Source organism: Pseudomonas sp. BW7P1, from assembly GCF_024981055.1.
GTDB classification, from domain to species: domain Bacteria; phylum Pseudomonadota; class Gammaproteobacteria; order Pseudomonadales; family Pseudomonadaceae; genus Aquipseudomonas; species Aquipseudomonas bananamidigenes.
The window spans coordinates 1,224,872-1,240,224 of sequence record NZ_CP103374.1 but is presented as its reverse complement, the minus strand read 5'-3'; the positions used below and the strand labels follow the sequence as shown (position 1 = coordinate 1,240,224).

17 protein-coding genes are annotated in these 15,353 nt (G+C 59.0%); 8 read left to right on the top strand and 9 right to left on the bottom strand.

Annotated features, from left to right (window positions below; translation table 11 throughout):
- Positions 1–10 precede the first annotated feature (10 nt).
- On the top strand, positions 11–793 hold the full coding sequence (locus NWV16_RS05455) for an IclR family transcriptional regulator (protein WP_260522261.1): 783 nt from the start codon (positions 11–13) through the stop codon (positions 791–793).
- Positions 794–805: 12 nt separating this feature from the next.
- Here NWV16_RS05455 and NWV16_RS05450 read toward each other — a convergent pair whose 3' ends face one another.
- From NWV16_RS05450 to NWV16_RS05420, 7 genes are all read right to left on the bottom strand, one after another.
- Complete coding sequence (locus tag NWV16_RS05450) at positions 806–4,255, bottom strand: dermonecrotic toxin domain-containing protein (protein ID WP_260522260.1); 3,450 nt, start codon at positions 4,253–4,255, stop codon at positions 806–808.
- A 667-nt stretch (positions 4,256–4,922) separates the two neighbouring features.
- Complete coding sequence (locus NWV16_RS05445; RefSeq protein WP_260522259.1) at positions 4,923–5,138, bottom strand: hypothetical protein; 216 nt, start codon at positions 5,136–5,138, stop codon at positions 4,923–4,925.
- A gap of 62 nt (positions 5,139–5,200) precedes the next feature.
- Positions 5,201–6,112, bottom strand: coding sequence for an SDR family oxidoreductase (locus NWV16_RS05440; RefSeq protein ID WP_260522258.1), 912 nt, complete (start codon positions 6,110–6,112; stop codon positions 5,201–5,203).
- Between the two features lie 151 nt (positions 6,113–6,263).
- The gene (locus tag NWV16_RS05435) at positions 6,264–7,166 is read right to left on the bottom strand and encodes an alpha/beta fold hydrolase (RefSeq protein WP_260522257.1); all 903 of its coding nucleotides are present in this window, start codon (positions 7,164–7,166) and stop codon (positions 6,264–6,266) included.
- Complete coding sequence (locus NWV16_RS05430) at positions 7,166–7,948, bottom strand: class II aldolase/adducin family protein (protein WP_260522256.1); 783 nt, start codon at positions 7,946–7,948, stop codon at positions 7,166–7,168. Before NWV16_RS05430 ends, NWV16_RS05435 begins: the two co-directional genes overlap by 1 nt.
- A 131-nt stretch (positions 7,949–8,079) precedes the next feature.
- Positions 8,080–8,766 (bottom strand): LrgB family protein, encoded by a 687-nt coding sequence (locus tag NWV16_RS05425; RefSeq protein WP_260522255.1) that lies wholly within the window; start codon positions 8,764–8,766, stop codon positions 8,080–8,082.
- Positions 8,756–9,142: a CidA/LrgA family protein gene (locus tag NWV16_RS05420; RefSeq protein ID WP_260522254.1), complete on the bottom strand. Its 387-nt coding sequence runs from the start codon at positions 9,140–9,142 to the stop codon at positions 8,756–8,758. The genes NWV16_RS05425 and NWV16_RS05420 overlap by 11 nt, the downstream gene beginning before the upstream one ends.
- A gap of 95 nt (positions 9,143–9,237) precedes the next feature.
- Here NWV16_RS05420 and NWV16_RS05415 point away from each other — a divergent pair, with 95 nt between their 5' ends.
- The gene (locus NWV16_RS05415) at positions 9,238–10,125 is read left to right on the top strand and encodes a LysR family transcriptional regulator (RefSeq protein WP_260522253.1); all 888 of its coding nucleotides are present in this window, start codon (positions 9,238–9,240) and stop codon (positions 10,123–10,125) included.
- Here NWV16_RS05415 and NWV16_RS05410 read toward each other — a convergent pair.
- The gene (locus NWV16_RS05410; RefSeq protein WP_260522252.1) at positions 10,115–10,570 is read right to left on the bottom strand and encodes a flavodoxin; all 456 of its coding nucleotides are present in this window, start codon (positions 10,568–10,570) and stop codon (positions 10,115–10,117) included. The genes NWV16_RS05415 and NWV16_RS05410 overlap by 11 nt on opposite strands.
- 153 nt (positions 10,571–10,723) lie before the next feature.
- On the opposite strand from NWV16_RS05410, the gene NWV16_RS05405 reads away from it, so the two are divergent.
- Entirely contained in the window at positions 10,724–11,200 is a 477-nt protein-coding gene (locus tag NWV16_RS05405; RefSeq protein ID WP_260522251.1) for a PAS domain-containing protein, read from the top strand.
- 54 nt (positions 11,201–11,254) lie between these two features.
- Positions 11,255–11,860, top strand: coding sequence for a hypothetical protein (locus NWV16_RS05400; protein ID WP_065261482.1), 606 nt, complete (start codon positions 11,255–11,257; stop codon positions 11,858–11,860).
- Positions 11,861–11,863: 3 nt separating this feature from the next.
- Here NWV16_RS05400 and NWV16_RS05395 read toward each other — a convergent pair whose 3' ends face one another.
- Entirely contained in the window at positions 11,864–12,823 is a 960-nt protein-coding gene (locus NWV16_RS05395) for a MerR family transcriptional regulator (RefSeq protein WP_260523482.1), read from the bottom strand.
- Positions 12,824–13,036: 213 nt separating this feature from the next.
- Between NWV16_RS05395 and NWV16_RS05390 the strand changes: the two genes are divergently transcribed.
- The 4 genes from NWV16_RS05390 to folX are packed head-to-tail and all read left to right on the top strand — an operon-like array spanning position 13,037 to position 15,327.
- Positions 13,037–13,606: an antibiotic biosynthesis monooxygenase gene (locus NWV16_RS05390; RefSeq protein ID WP_260522250.1), complete on the top strand. Its 570-nt coding sequence runs from the start codon at positions 13,037–13,039 to the stop codon at positions 13,604–13,606.
- Positions 13,607–13,662: 56 nt separating this feature from the next.
- Positions 13,663–14,373: a dihydromonapterin reductase gene (folM, locus tag NWV16_RS05385; protein WP_260522249.1), complete on the top strand. Its 711-nt coding sequence runs from the start codon at positions 13,663–13,665 to the stop codon at positions 14,371–14,373.
- Between the two features lie 21 nt (positions 14,374–14,394).
- The gene (folE, locus tag NWV16_RS05380; protein WP_260522248.1) at positions 14,395–14,955 is read left to right on the top strand and encodes a GTP cyclohydrolase I FolE; all 561 of its coding nucleotides are present in this window, start codon (positions 14,395–14,397) and stop codon (positions 14,953–14,955) included.
- Positions 14,956–15,327: a dihydroneopterin triphosphate 2'-epimerase gene (gene folX, locus NWV16_RS05375; protein ID WP_065261486.1), complete on the top strand. Its 372-nt coding sequence runs from the start codon at positions 14,956–14,958 to the stop codon at positions 15,325–15,327. It begins immediately after the preceding gene.
- The last annotated feature ends 26 nt before the right edge of the window (positions 15,328–15,353 follow it).

Below are 15,353 nucleotides of genomic sequence, written 5' to 3'. Positions count from 1 at the left end.
CGGCACCACCATGGAAAAAACCAGCGACAGCAACGGCAAACAGAAAGTCCGCTCCGCCGAAGTCGGCACCGACATCCTCAAGGCGTTGGCAGAGTTGTCGCCGTCCACTTCGCTGTCGCGCCTGGCCGAACATGTGCAGATGCCGGCGAGCAAGGTTCACCGTTATTTGCAGGCATTGATCGCCAGCGGCTTCGCCGAGCAGAACACCGCCACCAACCATTACGGCCTGGGTCGCGAAGCCCTGCGCGTGGGCCTGGCGGCACTCAACAGTATGGACGTGCTGAAAGTCGCTGCCCTGCCCCTGGCCGAACTGCGCGACGAACTCAACGAAACCTGTTTCCTGGCGGTGTGGGGCAATCAGGGCGCGACCGTGGTACACATCGAGCCGGCGGCGCGTGCAGTGACGGTAGTGACGCAACTGGGCTCGGTGTTGCCGCTGCTCAGTTCTTCGACAGGTCTGGTGTTCGGCGCCTATCTGCCGCATCGGGAAACCAACGAATTGCGCGAACAGGAAATCGCCGTCGGCGCCCATCCGCTGGCAGACGAAAACGCTTATGCAGTGTTGTGCGAACAGATCCGCGAACGCGGTCTGCATCATGTCCATGGTTTGCTGATGCCGGGTGTCGATGCCCTCTCGGCACCGGTGTTCAACGCCCTCGGGCAGATCGCGGCGGTGTTGACCATCGTCGGCCCGACGTCACTGTTCCACGCCGACGAAAACGGCCCGGCGGCGCAGCGGCTGTTGGCTGCGACGCGGGCCGTGAGCTGGCGAATGGGGTATCAGTCCGCCTGAAGAATTGAATCATCAACCGATGATATGCGTCCGGCTGTCCGCAATCACGTAGGGAGAAACCGCAGCGGTGATGTAACCCACCCCCACCGGCACGCCGGTCGCGGTCGATACGATGTCTGCGATGTCCTTGACTCGTGACAACGCTCCCACCGCTGAAACCGATCCACCCACTCCCGCGATCACACCGACATACAAGAGAATGGAGCTTCTCCAGGCTGTGGCCAGATGCTGCTTGCCCACTTCATCATCGCCCAGGCTGTAGGCAACGATGCCTTGAACGATCGATCGCGTGATCCGTACGATGCTGGTGACCAGCCCTACCGGCGGGACAAACAGCGAGACGATATCCAGCGCCAGTTCCGTGACCACCAGCACCGTGTTCCAGAATCGCTCGGCAGGTGTAGTCGTCTGATAGTCAACGTCCCTTAGCACCCGCGAAATCATGCTGTCGTACTCGAACTTGAAATGAGTCACGGGGTAACTGTTATTCAATGCAGGCGTCGGGAGAGCGTTTACAGCGCTCCGGCAACGAGTGACGAAGTTCTGCACGACGGCCCGGTGCTCCAGCCTTGTCAGTGCAACGACGTGATCGCCCAGATCGGCACCCTTGAGCCCCAGCGTCAGGGACTCAAGCGGGCGAAAGCTCAAACCGTCCGGTGCCTTGGGAATGTAGACCAGCCGTTGCAGTTTACCCGCCACCCCGTGACCGAATGTGTAGGCACCCTCGATACGTCGGCCTTCGAGAACCAGGGTGTAGACGCCCTCCTGCGGCGTGGTTCCAGGCTTGAACGGTTCCTGTTCATGAGGACGGTCATGATCCAGTCCCTCGATCAGGCTCGTCAGCCAATCAAATTGTTCGGAGGACAGGGAACCCTGCATCTTTTGGATCAATGCGACCCTGAGCATTTCGTTTTGCTTGACCTTGCAGAAGAGCTTCGCCTTGAGATCCTGCGACGGGGAGTTGGCGAAACGGTCAACCAGATACCACTCATACGCCATGGCCGGTCGTAGACTTATCAGTGATCCCACGACATTCGCATTCAGGCTACCCAGCGAGATTCCATTGGCGGAAGCCAATGTCACCTGACCGTCGCTCGGCCAGAGCTGCCACTGAATGAACAGCTGGGTGAGTGTCATCCAGTCCTGCCCTCGTACCTTGACGTTCACTTGATCAGGATCGATCAGTGGGTGTTTCGGGTCAGACCGGCGCAGCTGACTGTTGAGCCTTTCCATCACCAGATCTCGGGAAAACGACATCATGGTGGGAATATTCAGCTCATCTTTTGACACTTCATAGATCGCCTTGAACTCCGTATTCAGCCGGTTGAGCAGCTCACGATCCTGTGCCGCCGCGTTCCGGTACCAGACAGGTGTGGCCACTTTTTCCTCTGCGACTTCCCAATCGATGATCCTGTGGACAGCCCCCATCAGTGGGCCATCATCCAGCCCTTGAGACAATTGCACCAATGTCACGCCCTCCCACCACCATGGCTGGAATACCGGGCCCGGTTCACTGAAGGAAAGGTACTCCTTCTCGAAATCCGCACGATCTTCGCTGAATGCCTGAGCGATCAGAAACTCACGGTCCCGCGGCTCGAATCCCCAGGCAATGAACTGTCGCTTCAGTGCCGTAAAATCGGAAAATTCGAACCACTGCTGCCCTGTCGGTGCGCCGGGCGCATACAGAGCATGCATGGAGCGATCAGGCGTCGGTCCTTTCGCACGAAAGGCAAGCATGTCCCTGAACGGTTTGTAGTAACGCCGGAAAGCAACACTCGATGCCTCTATTCCCGGATCCCCAAGCAAATACCGCTGCACCAGATCCTGCGCCTGTGGACTGATGTGTTTTTGCAGGATCGCGGCGAAGTTGCTGACAGCAATCTGCTGCGCCAGCACTTCGCGCATGGCTTCTCTGACAGGCGCCCGTCCAAAGCGATCATTGCGTTCGTTGGCATATTGCACCCGCAGATCAAACTGGCGGATGGCACGTTCGATATTGGACGCTGTCAGCCGCGGGTTATTGTGAAACGCCTCGAACTTGATCGAGTACGCAGCCCCCTTGTCATGCACGCCATACATGAACAGCTGGGTCAGGGTTTTTCGCTCGATATGTTCGATACGCCGGCTGCCCATCGGCAGCGAATGTTGCACCGTCACCCAGATCGCATCAGGGTCCAAGCGTTGGGTGTCGCCTGCGGAAATATGAGTTTCGACGACACCGCGCACATACTCCTGGAATGAAGACACCCCGCCCATCGACTCATGCAATGCCACCTGGCTTTTGAACAATCCCTTTTCCATCGAGGCGAAAACTTCCTGATGGGTGGCGGGAGCATCCTTGAGCCATTGCGGCCGGTTTTTTTGGGTCATCAAGACCAGCAGACGAGCGATGCGTCCCCTGGCGGCATCGATGGCGTCCTCCTGGCGATGGGTCGATTCGATGGAACGAATGATGGCTTGCAGATCTGTGCCGCTTTTTTTCAGTTGGCGAAGATGCCAGGCGATGTCTTTTTGTTGCTTATCAAGCAACTGGGACGTGACTGTCCGGAAGAGTTCACCCCGGATGTTCAGGTAACGGATAGCCGGAATACTTCTGACCTGGGCGGCGTCCTCGAGCGGGACACCCTTGAGCAGTTGCGCCCGGCTTTCTGCGTTTTCCAGCCGCTGCTCCAGAACCCGCTGCATCATGGCCGATGTGCGGAATGTTTCCAGGCCGTTCACATGGGTGAACAGTACGACCCAATCATCGTCACCGGCGATCAATTCAGGGACCGAGCGGCCAGCAAGGTAAGTGACAAAGCAACCGGCCAGCGTCGCGAATCGACCGTCATCCAGTTGCAGAGAAACACTATAGGCCGGCGTGTTGGATGCACCCCTGATGTAGACGGCAAAACTTTCCTCCACTTCCGGCCGCACGCCCTGTAACCGCACTGTCGCATTCAATTCATGCCAGAACAGGGCTGCATGGGCATCCTGAAGCTGACGGCTGCGCGACGGCAGCTCGCGCCCCTTGTCATCCTTGCCGGAAGACGCGGCCCAGTATTGCGTCAAAAAGGGCGGGTACAGATGAACCAGCGAGCCCAACACGTTCCCGATCACTGAGCCGACGGCAACCACATCAAGCCCCAAAATTCGATCCTCGTCATCCGTGGAGTCGGGCCAGTCGTAGACGCCGTATTGGCTGGCGTCATAGACAGGTGCCCGACCCAGCGCCAGGCACTGCATGAATACGTCCATGAGCAGCCCGGTCGGTTGTGGATTGACGATTTCTCGACCTCTTGCGGTGATGTAAGTCTTGCTGATGTAAATATCCGGCAGCAAACTCTGAAGCTCTTTTAACACCACATCCTGCAAAACCGACTTGAACGAAGGCAACGTTCCCAGTGTGCGTTCAAACTCTACAAAACTCTCATCAACTTTCCCCAGACCTGTTTCAATCGATGTTTTTTCCATGGCACTCATAAACAAACTCCGAAAATACACTTTACAACCAGGCAATACGGCATCGCCCGAACCGTGTAATCAACCTAGTTTGAAAAGCACCAATAAAAATACCCCCCACACTTTACGAAGTATTGAAAACTTCAGCCCGATCACATGACCTACAACTTCATTAACTGACAATTAACTGCACAAACCCAAGCATTCTCGCACGCGCCACGGCATATGCCCGACGCGTCATGCTCATTCTGACGTGAATACATCAGACATGAGTTTTAACCGTATGTAATGAGATGAACAACTTGCCCATTTTTCGGTGGGTGTTTCTCGGAGCAATCAGCTCCACAACTTGAGACACTCTCAACTCAATGAACCTTTATCGCCACTTTAAATAGAAAACTTATTTTCCTGCACCCGCTCGACACAAGCACTCAGTCATTAACCCTCAAACCTGATAATCCCGACACATTGAAGTAGCCGGTATCTTTCAAAGCACTACCGGGCAGGGTTTGCGCTTATCGCACGACGATGAGTATTTCGCCCGCCGTCAGCGACAACGCCTGCTCATGGAGGAACGGGATGTTCCACACACAAATGGGAGAATTTTCACCGTTTTGCATCGGCCACTGTTACATGCCCCGTAACAGTGCATGTCCGGAATCGCTATTTTTCCTTTGGTCTCAGGCGCTTATTCTGTGCGGGCTTTCACGGCAGCCCCGCCCACGAAGCAAAAGTCCACGATCGGATCGTCGGCAACCGATTTCTGATGGATTGAAGCGTTTTTCGCTCCATCGCCCAGGTGTTCACTGACGTTGATTTGTAGCTCCTTGATCCAACGTCTTGCCTTGGCCGCTGCGTTTGCAGCGGCCTTTTTTATGGGCGGTGTTTTTTGCAGGAACTCCAAGGCGGGGATGTTTGGCGGGTACGACAGGACTCAGACGAGTCCTGTCAGACGACACAACGGCGTCAAAGCGAATACTTCTGCAGATTCGCCATCATTTCTTTGAGGGCTTCGATATTGTCCTTCGGATGCGCCGCCCCTTCGAAATCACAAATCTGTTGCCAGTGCGCAGCAACATCTTCCGGGCCGAAACCCTTGCGCGGATCGAATCCGGCGCCCAGGCTGCGCTCCCAGCGCACCTTGCCCATCCAGCCGCCGCCGACTTCGAACAGGCCGGCGGTTTCCTGGCATTGTTCGCTGGCCAGATACACCACCAGCGGACTGACCAGTTCCGGTTTCAGCTGTTCGAACACTTGTGGCGGAATCAGGCCTTCGGTCATGCGCGTACCGCCGGTGGGAGCAATGGCGTTGACCAGGATATTGTTCTTGCGACCTTCGATGGCCAGCGTACGGGTCAAGCCGTATAGACCCAGCTTGGCCATGCCGTAGTTGGACTGGCCGAAGTTGCCATAGATGCCCGAGGTCGATGCGGTGAAGATCACCCGGCCGTAATTTTGCTCGCGCAGGTGCGGCCATGCGGCGCGGGTCACCTTGTAGGCGCCTTCGACGTGAACGCGATAGACCAGATCCCAGTCGGCGTCCTCCATTTTGTTGAAGCTCTTGTCCCGCAGGATACCGGCGTTGTTGACCACTACATCGACGCGACCGAACACGTCGAGGGCGTTCTGCACCAGTTTGTCGCCGTCGGTCACCGAGTCATGGTTGGCCTCGGCGATACCCCCGGCCTCGCGGATCTGCGCCACCACCCGGTCGGCGGCCGAGGCGCTGGCGCCTTCGCCCTGGGTCGAGCCACCGAGGTCGTTGACCAGCACCCTGGCGCCCTGCCTGGCGAACAGCAAAGCATGTGCCCGGCCCAGGCCTCCACCGGCTCCGGTGACGATCACGACTTTATCTTCGAAACGCACAGACTCATTCATCGAGGCAACTCCAGCAGGCCTGAGGGACAGTGTCCCGAGTGTCAGGCACGCTGCGTCCGGTCACAACGAACAGGGCAGAGGCTGAATGGTGCCCGATAAGGCAGGGGGATGATGGGACCGTGCAGAGGCGCGAAGCACCTCCACCCGGCGCTCAGGAGCAGGCCACCTTGCGCGGCGGCAGGACGAAATGATCGCGAAATTCCAGATAGTGCTTGAGCACCTGCACCGGCGCTTCGTTTTGCGGGTAATGACCGATGCCTGCCAACTGCACCGTGTCTGCGTCGGGGATCAGCTCGCGATAGCGTTCGACCATGTGCGCGCCGGAGATCGGATCGGCTGCACCATCAATCACCCGCAAAGGCACTTCACCGCGCTGCATCGCCGCGACCCAGCGATCTCGCTGCACACGACGCTCAGGGATGTAGGTGATCAGTTTGTGCATGATCCGCGGCCCGCGGTTGCATTCGACCAGGCTCCAGAAATCATCCATCTCGCTTTCGCTGGGGCAGGTGTCCGGACCGAAGATCTGCCGGAAGCTTTTCACCAGTGCATCACGGGTAAATGCCCGGCCGATCATCCAGCCCAGCGGGCTGAGCAGCAGTTTTTGCGCCAGCAGTGGCCGATGGGTTTCCGGGAACAATCCACCGTTGAGGAACACGCAACTGGCGACTTCGATCCTTTCTTCGTAATGCCGGGCCAGCAGCTCTTGAGCAACGCTGTCACCGTAATCGTGCGCCAGCAGGTGCACCGGTTGTTCGATCTGGAGATGCGCGAGCAAGGCTTGTTGCAGGTCGGCCTGCTCCAGCAGGCTGTAGGTATGGTTCAACGGTTTGGCCGAGTCGCCGAAACCGAGCATGTCGCAGGCGATCACCCGAAAGCGCTGACCCAGCGGTTGCCACAGGTAATGCCAGTCCCAACTGGCCGTCGGGAAGCCATGAATCAACAGCAGCGGTTCACCCTGCCCGGCTGTCCAGTAACGGATCGACTGACCACGGAAGACAAACGACTGGCTGCGTTTGCGCCAGACACTCAGAGGAATCTCGGCGAGCGGCATCAGACTTTATACCCCGGGTCTTGTTTATCGAGTTTGCGCAGCAGCGCCGGCCAGGCGAGCGCGCCACCCATGCCTTGAGCGCTTTTGGTGACGCCGGCGATCATCGCCTTGGCACCGGCCAGGATCTGCGGTTCGATGGCGATCAGTTCGGCACCGCCACTCTGCGCCATGACCTGAATGTCGCAGGCACGCTGGAAGGTGAACATCATCAGAAACGTGTCGGCGATGGTACCGCCACAGGTCAGCAGCCCATGGTTGTGCAGCATCAGGAAATTGTTGTCGCCAAGATCGGCCTGCAGCCGGGCTTTCTCCTCATGATTGAGCGCTACGCCTTCATAGGCATGGAAGGCCAGACTGGACAGCACGAACAGCGATTGCTGACTGATCGGCAACACGCCCTGCTTCTGCGCCGACACCGCAACTCCGGACGCCGTGTGGGTATGCAGCACACAGGTCACATCATGGCGAACTTCGTGGACCGCACTGTGGATGGTGTAGCCGGCAGGGTTGATCTCGTAGGGGCTGTCCATCAGTTTGTTGCCGGCCTGGTCGACTTTCACCAGGCTGGAGGCAGTGATCTCATGGAACATCATTCCGAACGGATTGATCAGGAAATCTTCGGTGCCCGGCACCTTGGCCGAGATGTGGGTGAAGATCAGATCGTCCCAGCCATGCAGGGCGACCAGTCGATAGCAGGCGGCGAGATCGACCCGGGTCTGCCACTCCGCGGCGCTGACCTGGTTTTTTACATCGAGGGATGACGGGACGGGGGCTACGCTCACTGTATGCACCTCTGTTTTTGTTTTTTTCGGCAGGTGTCAGCAGTCTAGTCAGCCCCGCAGGTTCGCGTAGTTGCATTGGCAGCCAGCTTGATGACTGAGCGAGTCAGCTGTGCAAACCGTTTGGATCCGTGTCAAAGCACAGACGCCAGCAAAGGCGCGGAGAACAGATTGAGCAGCCCGGTCAGCACCATTACCAGCCCCGCCACTGAACCTTCTTCACCACCCACTTCATGGGCACGACTGACGCCGGCGCCATGAGCGCCAACGCCAAACAAGGCGCCGCGAGCCAGAGCGCTGCGCAGCGGCAGCCACTTGAGCAACACCCCGCCCAGCATGGCACCGAACACCCCGGTGAACATCACGAACACCGCCGTCAGCTCTGGCACGCCCCCCAGATCCTGTGCCAGCGGCATGGCAAACGGTGTGGTGATCGAGCGTGGTACCAGTGACAGCGTAACCGAGCTGTCCAGCGCCAATGCCCTGGCCAGACCGAACGAGGTAGCGATCGATGCGGCGCTGCCGGCCAGCATGCCCAGCAACAATGCCGACCAGTGCCGCACCAGTAAACGTCGCTGTTGCCAGATCGGTACCGCAAACGCGACGGTGACCGGACCAAGCACCAGCATCAACCAGTGGGTGTTGCTCGCGTATTCGGCGTAAGCGGTGTGCAGCGGCACTGCGAGCGCCAGCAACAAGGCGGGGACCAGAATCAGCGGCGACAGCAGGTAACGCCCGGTGCGGCGATACAGCCAGCGACTGAACAGATAGGCCAGCAAGGTGAACGCCAGCCAGAACATCGGCATCAGTTCAAGCTTCATGGGACCGCCTCAGACGCACGGCCAGTTCAACGGTGAACGCCGTCACCAGCATCACCATCAGCGTACTGACGGCGATCACCAGCAGAATCCGCCAGCCGTCGTCACGCAGCAAGGCGCCGTAATCCAGCAGGCTCATCAACGCCGGGATAAAGAACAGCAGCATCTCGGCCATCAGCAATCCTGCGCCCATTTGCAGCGCCGCCGGCTTGACCCAGCCGAATGCAAAAGCCAGCAGCAGCAATGCCATGCCGATCACGCCGCCGGGGATCGGCATGGCCAGCCATGCGGCCACCTGGCAGCCGAGCAGATAAACGCCGAGCAGCACGGCCAGTTCGGCCAGCAGGCGAGAGAGATACTTGAGGGTCGAGGTTTTCATGGGCGGGCTCCTTTCAGGTGCCTATTTTACGAACCCGTCTACCATCCCCGAAGCGAATTGTTAGACTCAAATCCATTCCAATCTGGAATCGACTCATGGAATTCAAACAGCTCAAAAGCTTCGTCGAAGTCATGCATCAGGGCGGCTTCACCCAGGCGGCGAAAACCCTGCACATCAGTCAGTCCGCCGTGAGCAAGCAGATCGCGCAGCTCGAACAGAGTCTCGGCACGCCGCTGCTCGAACGCCTGGGCTCGCAGCTACGCCTGACCGCCGCCGGCAGCGTAGTGCTGCAACGGGCTGAAAGCATGCTGCGCCTGCGCGATGAATTACTCACGGAACTGGACGATCTCAGCCATCTGGCACGGGGCGAGTTACGTCTGGGATTGCCGTTGCTGGGCAGCGACGCTCTGTTTGCCGGCCTGTTCGCCGAGTACCGGCGACGTTACCCGAACATCAGCGTGCAATTGCTCGAAGGTGGCAGTCGCCATATCGAACAAGCCGTGTTGAGCGGTGAACTGGAGCTGGGCGGCAGTCTGCTACCGAACGATCCGCAATTCGACTGTCAGCAGTTCTGCGATGAACCGCTCGATGCGCTGCTGCCGTTGGAGCATCCGTTGGCGACGAAAGACGAGATCGCTCTGGAGGAGCTGGCCGACACGCCGTTCCTGCTGTATCAGCGCAGCTTCGTGCTCAATGACCGCTTGCTTCAGGCCTGCCAGCAAATGGGCTTCACGCCCAAGGAAGGCGGGCGCAGCGGCCAGGCGGACTTTCTCGCGGCGCTGGTGGCCGCCGGCCAAGGTGTGGTGCTGCTGCCCAGAGTGGTCGCTCGCGGTCTGGTACGCCCAGGCGTGATTCGCCTGAGCTTGAAGGCGCCGGACTACCTGCGCTGGGACATCGCCTTCATCTGGCGGCGCGGCGCCTATCTGTCAAAGGCTGCACAAGCCTGGCTCGCGTTGCTGCGCGAACGCCGGTTCAGCCCTTGAACGCGGCGATCAACTGCGCGAGCCATGGCTCTGCGTCGGTTTCCGGGGTGACGCTTTCGCTGGCGTCGATGCGCAACATGTCCTGCACTTCCCGTACTCCCAGCTCACCGAACAACTCACGCATCTGCTCACCGCCGCCGCAGAAGGTGTCGCCGTAACTGGCGTCACCCAAGGCGATCACCGCGCCAGGCAAACCGCGCCAGGCCGCCGGCAACTGATCGCGAATGCTCGAGTACAACGGTTGCAGGTTGTCCGGCAACTCACCCATGCCGGTAGTCGAAGTTACGGCGAGCAAGGCTTGCGGGCCAAAGGCCTGAAGGTCGGCGAGGCTGGCGCGTGCGTTATAGAAGGTTTCAAAACCGGCGGTTTTCAACAGGTTCTGGGCGTGGCGGGCGACTTCTTCGGCGGTGCCGTACACCGAGCCGGAGAGGATGGCGACTTTCATCAATCTGATCCTGCAACTGTAAAAATGAGCGGCGATAGTAACAGCCGTCGTCGCCCTGTTGCGATTGGCTCTCGATAAGCGCTGATGGCCAGTAGACAGCGCCGTTTGATCTTCTAGAATGCCTGCCACCGACAACCTTGAAGGGATTCAACGATGATCAACGCCAGTCTGCTGCAAATGGTGATCAATGCGTCGAACGATGGCATCGTGGTGGCCGAACGGGAAGGCAAGGACGACAACATCCTGATTTACGTGAACCCGGCTTTCGAACGCCTGACGGGCTACACCAGCGAGGAAATCCTTTATCAGGATTGCCGTTTCCTGCAGGCCGGAGACCGGGATCAGGAGAGTCTGGCGCTGATCCGGGAAGCGTTGCGCAATAACGGTTCGTGCCGGGAAATCATCCGCAACTATCGCAAGGACGGCACGCCGTTCTGGAACGAACTGTCGCTGTCGACGGTAAAAAATGCGGATGACGGACAGACATACTTCGTCGGTGTGCAAAAGGACGTCACTGTTCAGGTCAAGGCACAGCAGCGTGTTGCGCAGCTGGAGGCGCAGGTCGCGGCCCTCGAAGCCGAGCTTGCGGCCCTGAAAGCGACGAACGGCGCAAACAAAACTGCGAACTAAGTGTCATTAACTACAATCACCAATGACTTTGTAATTATTTATTTCGAGTTAGCCATGCAACGCGACGCCCTCCTGACCCAGGATGAGCTGGACTTCATCCAGACCATGCAACACAACCCGCAGCTCAATGTGCGGGATGCGACGTCCAGCCTGCTGGTCAATGGTGGTTCGCAAATCCGTGACCTGCTCACGCGCCTGGCGGCCCATGAGCAGGTCACCATCCAGGCCAGTTTCGAAAACCAGCAAATGACCTTTCCGTTGCATCTGGTGGAGGACGAATTCCACGCGCTGCATCTGCGTCTGGGTGTACCGAGCATTTACGAAGACGGACCGATGGTGCGCCCGTGGCGTCTGACCCTGGAAGAACCGGTCGCCCTGGAGAATGCCAAAGGGCAACCGGGCATGCTGTGGGTTCATGAGGTTTCGCACAAAGGCGTTCTGCTGGAAGTGCGCAACAAGACCAAACCGCCGCGACATTTTGCCCTGTGGTTCAGCCCTTCAGGCTATGAGCGGATTTCCCTGCGCGGTACTTTCGAACGGGAAACCGAAAGCGGCTTCTTCGCCTACGACCTTACCCAAAGCGATGCCGATGAAACCGAGCGGCTGCGCCAGTTCATTCTTCAGCAACACCGACTGACTCACCCGGCCCTGCATACCTGATCTTCAGGTATCCAGCGTCCCTGCCAGAAACCGGTTCATGCGCTGGCGCATGGTCGCCCCTTCGTTACCCAGACAACCCACCGATGAGCCGGCCAGACTGTCCTGCGCCAGGTCCGACGCATCACCGGCCAGCAACAACTGACAGTCGAGACTCAGCGCCAGGCGATTCAGGCGCCGGGGCAATTCCGCCGTCGGCGCGTGATTGGAGAACAGCACCAGCGCCTGGGGCTTGATCTTTTCGCAGACCAGCGTCAATTCGTCGAACGGCTGCCCGGTGGTCAACACGCGTACCCCCGCATCGTGATCACTGAGAAACAGCGCCGCTACCAGCAACTCCAGCTCACGGCACTGCCCGGCCAGGGCACTGACGATCACCTTGCGCGGTTGCGAGCCACGAAGCATGACGATGCGCTGCAACACCCGCGCCCGCAGGAACCCGTCGAAGAACAGCCACTCGCTGGTTTGCCCAAAGGCGTCCTGGCGCTGCAGCATCTGCAGCCAGAGCGGCATCAGGATGTCCTGAAACACCACAGGCAATGGATAAGAGGAGAAAATCTGACCGTAAACCCGGTCGAGGTCCTGATCGTCGAATGAACTGACCGCGCGCTGAATCTGCGCCTGCCACTGCAGGTAGTCGGCCTGCACCAGATCATCGGGAATGATGTGCGCCAGTGCCTTCATCGGTTCGGTCCTGGCCAGGATCTTGCCGACCTTGCTCACTGCCACGCCGCGATCGATCCAGTCGACGATACTGCGAACGCGCTCGATATCGGTCATCGAATACAGTCTGTGCCCACTTTCGGTGCGCGTCGGCTGAATCAAGCCATAACGACGCTCCCACGCGCGCAGCGTAACCGGATTGACGCCGGTCAGCCGTGCCACCTCTCGTATGGGGAAAAGCTCCTCGCGCCCAAGCGCAACAGAAGCTTGCGAAACCGGGCGAACGTCAGTCAGGACAGGCATGTGGGCGGTCACATCCTTGTTGGCGTAGTTGGATCCCATTCTACCTCTGATGCCCCATCCTGATTCAAGGGGATGAAATGGGACCAACGTCTCTGATTTTTCACAATAATCAGGAACAATCCTTGCTAGTCGAAATACGCAGCCCGCTACCCCGGCGCTGCGTCAGGCGAAACTCCTACCCGGAGCGACGCGCATGCAATTCGGAGATACACAATGTCTACTTCCCCCGTCACGCTGATGGTCGCGCGTCGCGTCGCCGATGGCCGCTATCAGGAACTGATCGCCTGGCTGCGCGAAGGCGAACAACTGGCCACCGACTTTCCCGGCTATCTCGGTTCCGGTGTCCTGGCTCCGCCTCCCGGCGATAATGAATTCCAGATCATTTTCCGCTTCGTCGATGAACAGACCCTGCACACCTGGGAGCATTCCGCTTCGCGTACCGCTTGGCTGTCCCGCGGCAGTGATCTGTTCGCCCATCCGAAAGAACATCGGGTCAGCGGCATCGAAGGCTGGTTCGGTGCAGCAGGCGTCCGTCCCCCCCGCTGGAAGCAGGCCGTGGCAATCTGGCTGGCGTTCTTCCCGGTATCGTTGCTGTTCAACTTCGTACTGGGCCCGCTGCTCGGGGAAATGACTCTGCTTGCTCGCGTGTTCGTCAGCACGCTGTGCCTGACACCCTTGATGGTCTACTTCTTCATCCCATTGTCGACACGCCTGTTGGCCGGCTGGCTCAACAGTTCTTCCGCCCGTCCGTTGCCCGGCGCGGCGTCCACGCAAAATCGCTGAAACCATCGCTCGCGTCGCTGTTATAGTTTTTGCTCTGACCTCGACGCGAGCCGTTCATGAATTCTTCCGCCGCTCCCATTCTCATCACCGGCGCCGGCCAGCGCGTCGGACTGCATTGTGCGCAGCGCTTGCTGGAGGACGGCCACAGGGTCATCTTCACTTACCGCAGTGAACGCCCGGGCGTGAAGGTGCTGAGGGATCTGGGCGCCACCGGCGTGTACGCAGACTTTTCCACCGAAGCGTCCATCCTGGCATTCATCACCGAACTGAAAATCCACACCGACAGTCTGCGAGCGATCGTGCACAACGCCTCCGAATGGCTGGCGGAAAACGGCGATGGCGAAGCCGAAGCCTTCACCCGCATGTTCAACATCCACATGCTGGCGCCTTATCTGATCAACCTTCATAGCGCCGAACTGCTGCAACGTTCGAGCCCCGCCGACATCATCCACATCAGCGACGACGTCACGCGCAAGGGCAGCAGCAAACACATCGGTTACTGCGCCAGCAAGGCCGGGCTCGACAGCCTCACGCTGTCCTTCGCCGCGCGCTTTGCACCGTCAATCAAGGTCAACGGCATCGCACCGGCCCTGCTATTGTTCAATCCCGACGATGACGCAGCGTACCGCGCCAGGGCGCTGGCCAAGTCTGCGCTGGGCATCGAGCCCGGCAGTGAAGTGATCTATCAGAGTCTGCGTTACCTGCTCGACAATCCCTATGTCACCGGCACCACCCTGACCGTCAACGGCGGGCGGCACATCAAGTAAATTGCCCCGCGAGGATCCTCCATGAGCCGCTCCCTGCCCGAAAACTACCGCGAGATCCTGATCGGCTTAGGCGAGGATCCCGACCGCGAAGGCTTGCTCGACACACCTGCGCGCGCGGCCAGGGCCATGCAATACCTGTGTCACGGCTATGCACAGAGCGTCGACGAGATCGTCAATGGTGCGCTGTTCGCTTCCGACAGCGACGAGATGATCATCGTCGCCGACATCGAGCTCTACTCATTGTGCGAACATCACCTGCTGCCCTTCATCGGCAAGGCCCATGTGGCTTATATTCCGACGGGCAAGGTACTGGGCCTGTCGAAGATCGCGCGCTTGGTGGACATGTTCGCCAGGCGCCTGCAGATCCAGGAAAACCTGACCCGGCAGATCGCCGAGGCGGTCCAGCAGGTCACCGATGCCGCCGGTGTTGCGGTGGTCATCGAAGCCCGGCACATGTGCATGATGATGCGCGGTGTCGAAAAACAGAATTCGACCATGAACACCTCGGTCATGCTCGGCGCCTTCCGCGAGTCGAGCAACACCCGTCAGGAGTTCCTGCAATTGATTGGACGGAGCAAGTAAATGCCACAACTTCAACCGGGAACGGCGCGTATCCGGGTCAAGGATCTGCGTCTGCGCACCTTTATCGGGATCAACGAGGACGAAATCCTCAACAAGCAGGATGTGCTGATCAACCTGACCATTCTGTATGCCGCCCAGGAAGCGGTGCGTGACAACGACATCGACCACGCGCTGAACTATCGCACCATCACCAAGGCGATTATCGCCCATGTGGAGGGCAACCGATTCGCGCTGCTCGAACGCCTGACCCAGGAGCTGCTGGATCTGGTCATGGCCAATGAATCGGTGCTGTACGCCGAGGTCGAAGTCGACAAGCCTCACGCGCTGCGCTTTGCCGAATCGGTGTCGATCACGCTTGCGGCAAGCCGCTGAGCTTCAAGCTTCATGCGGCAAGCTGT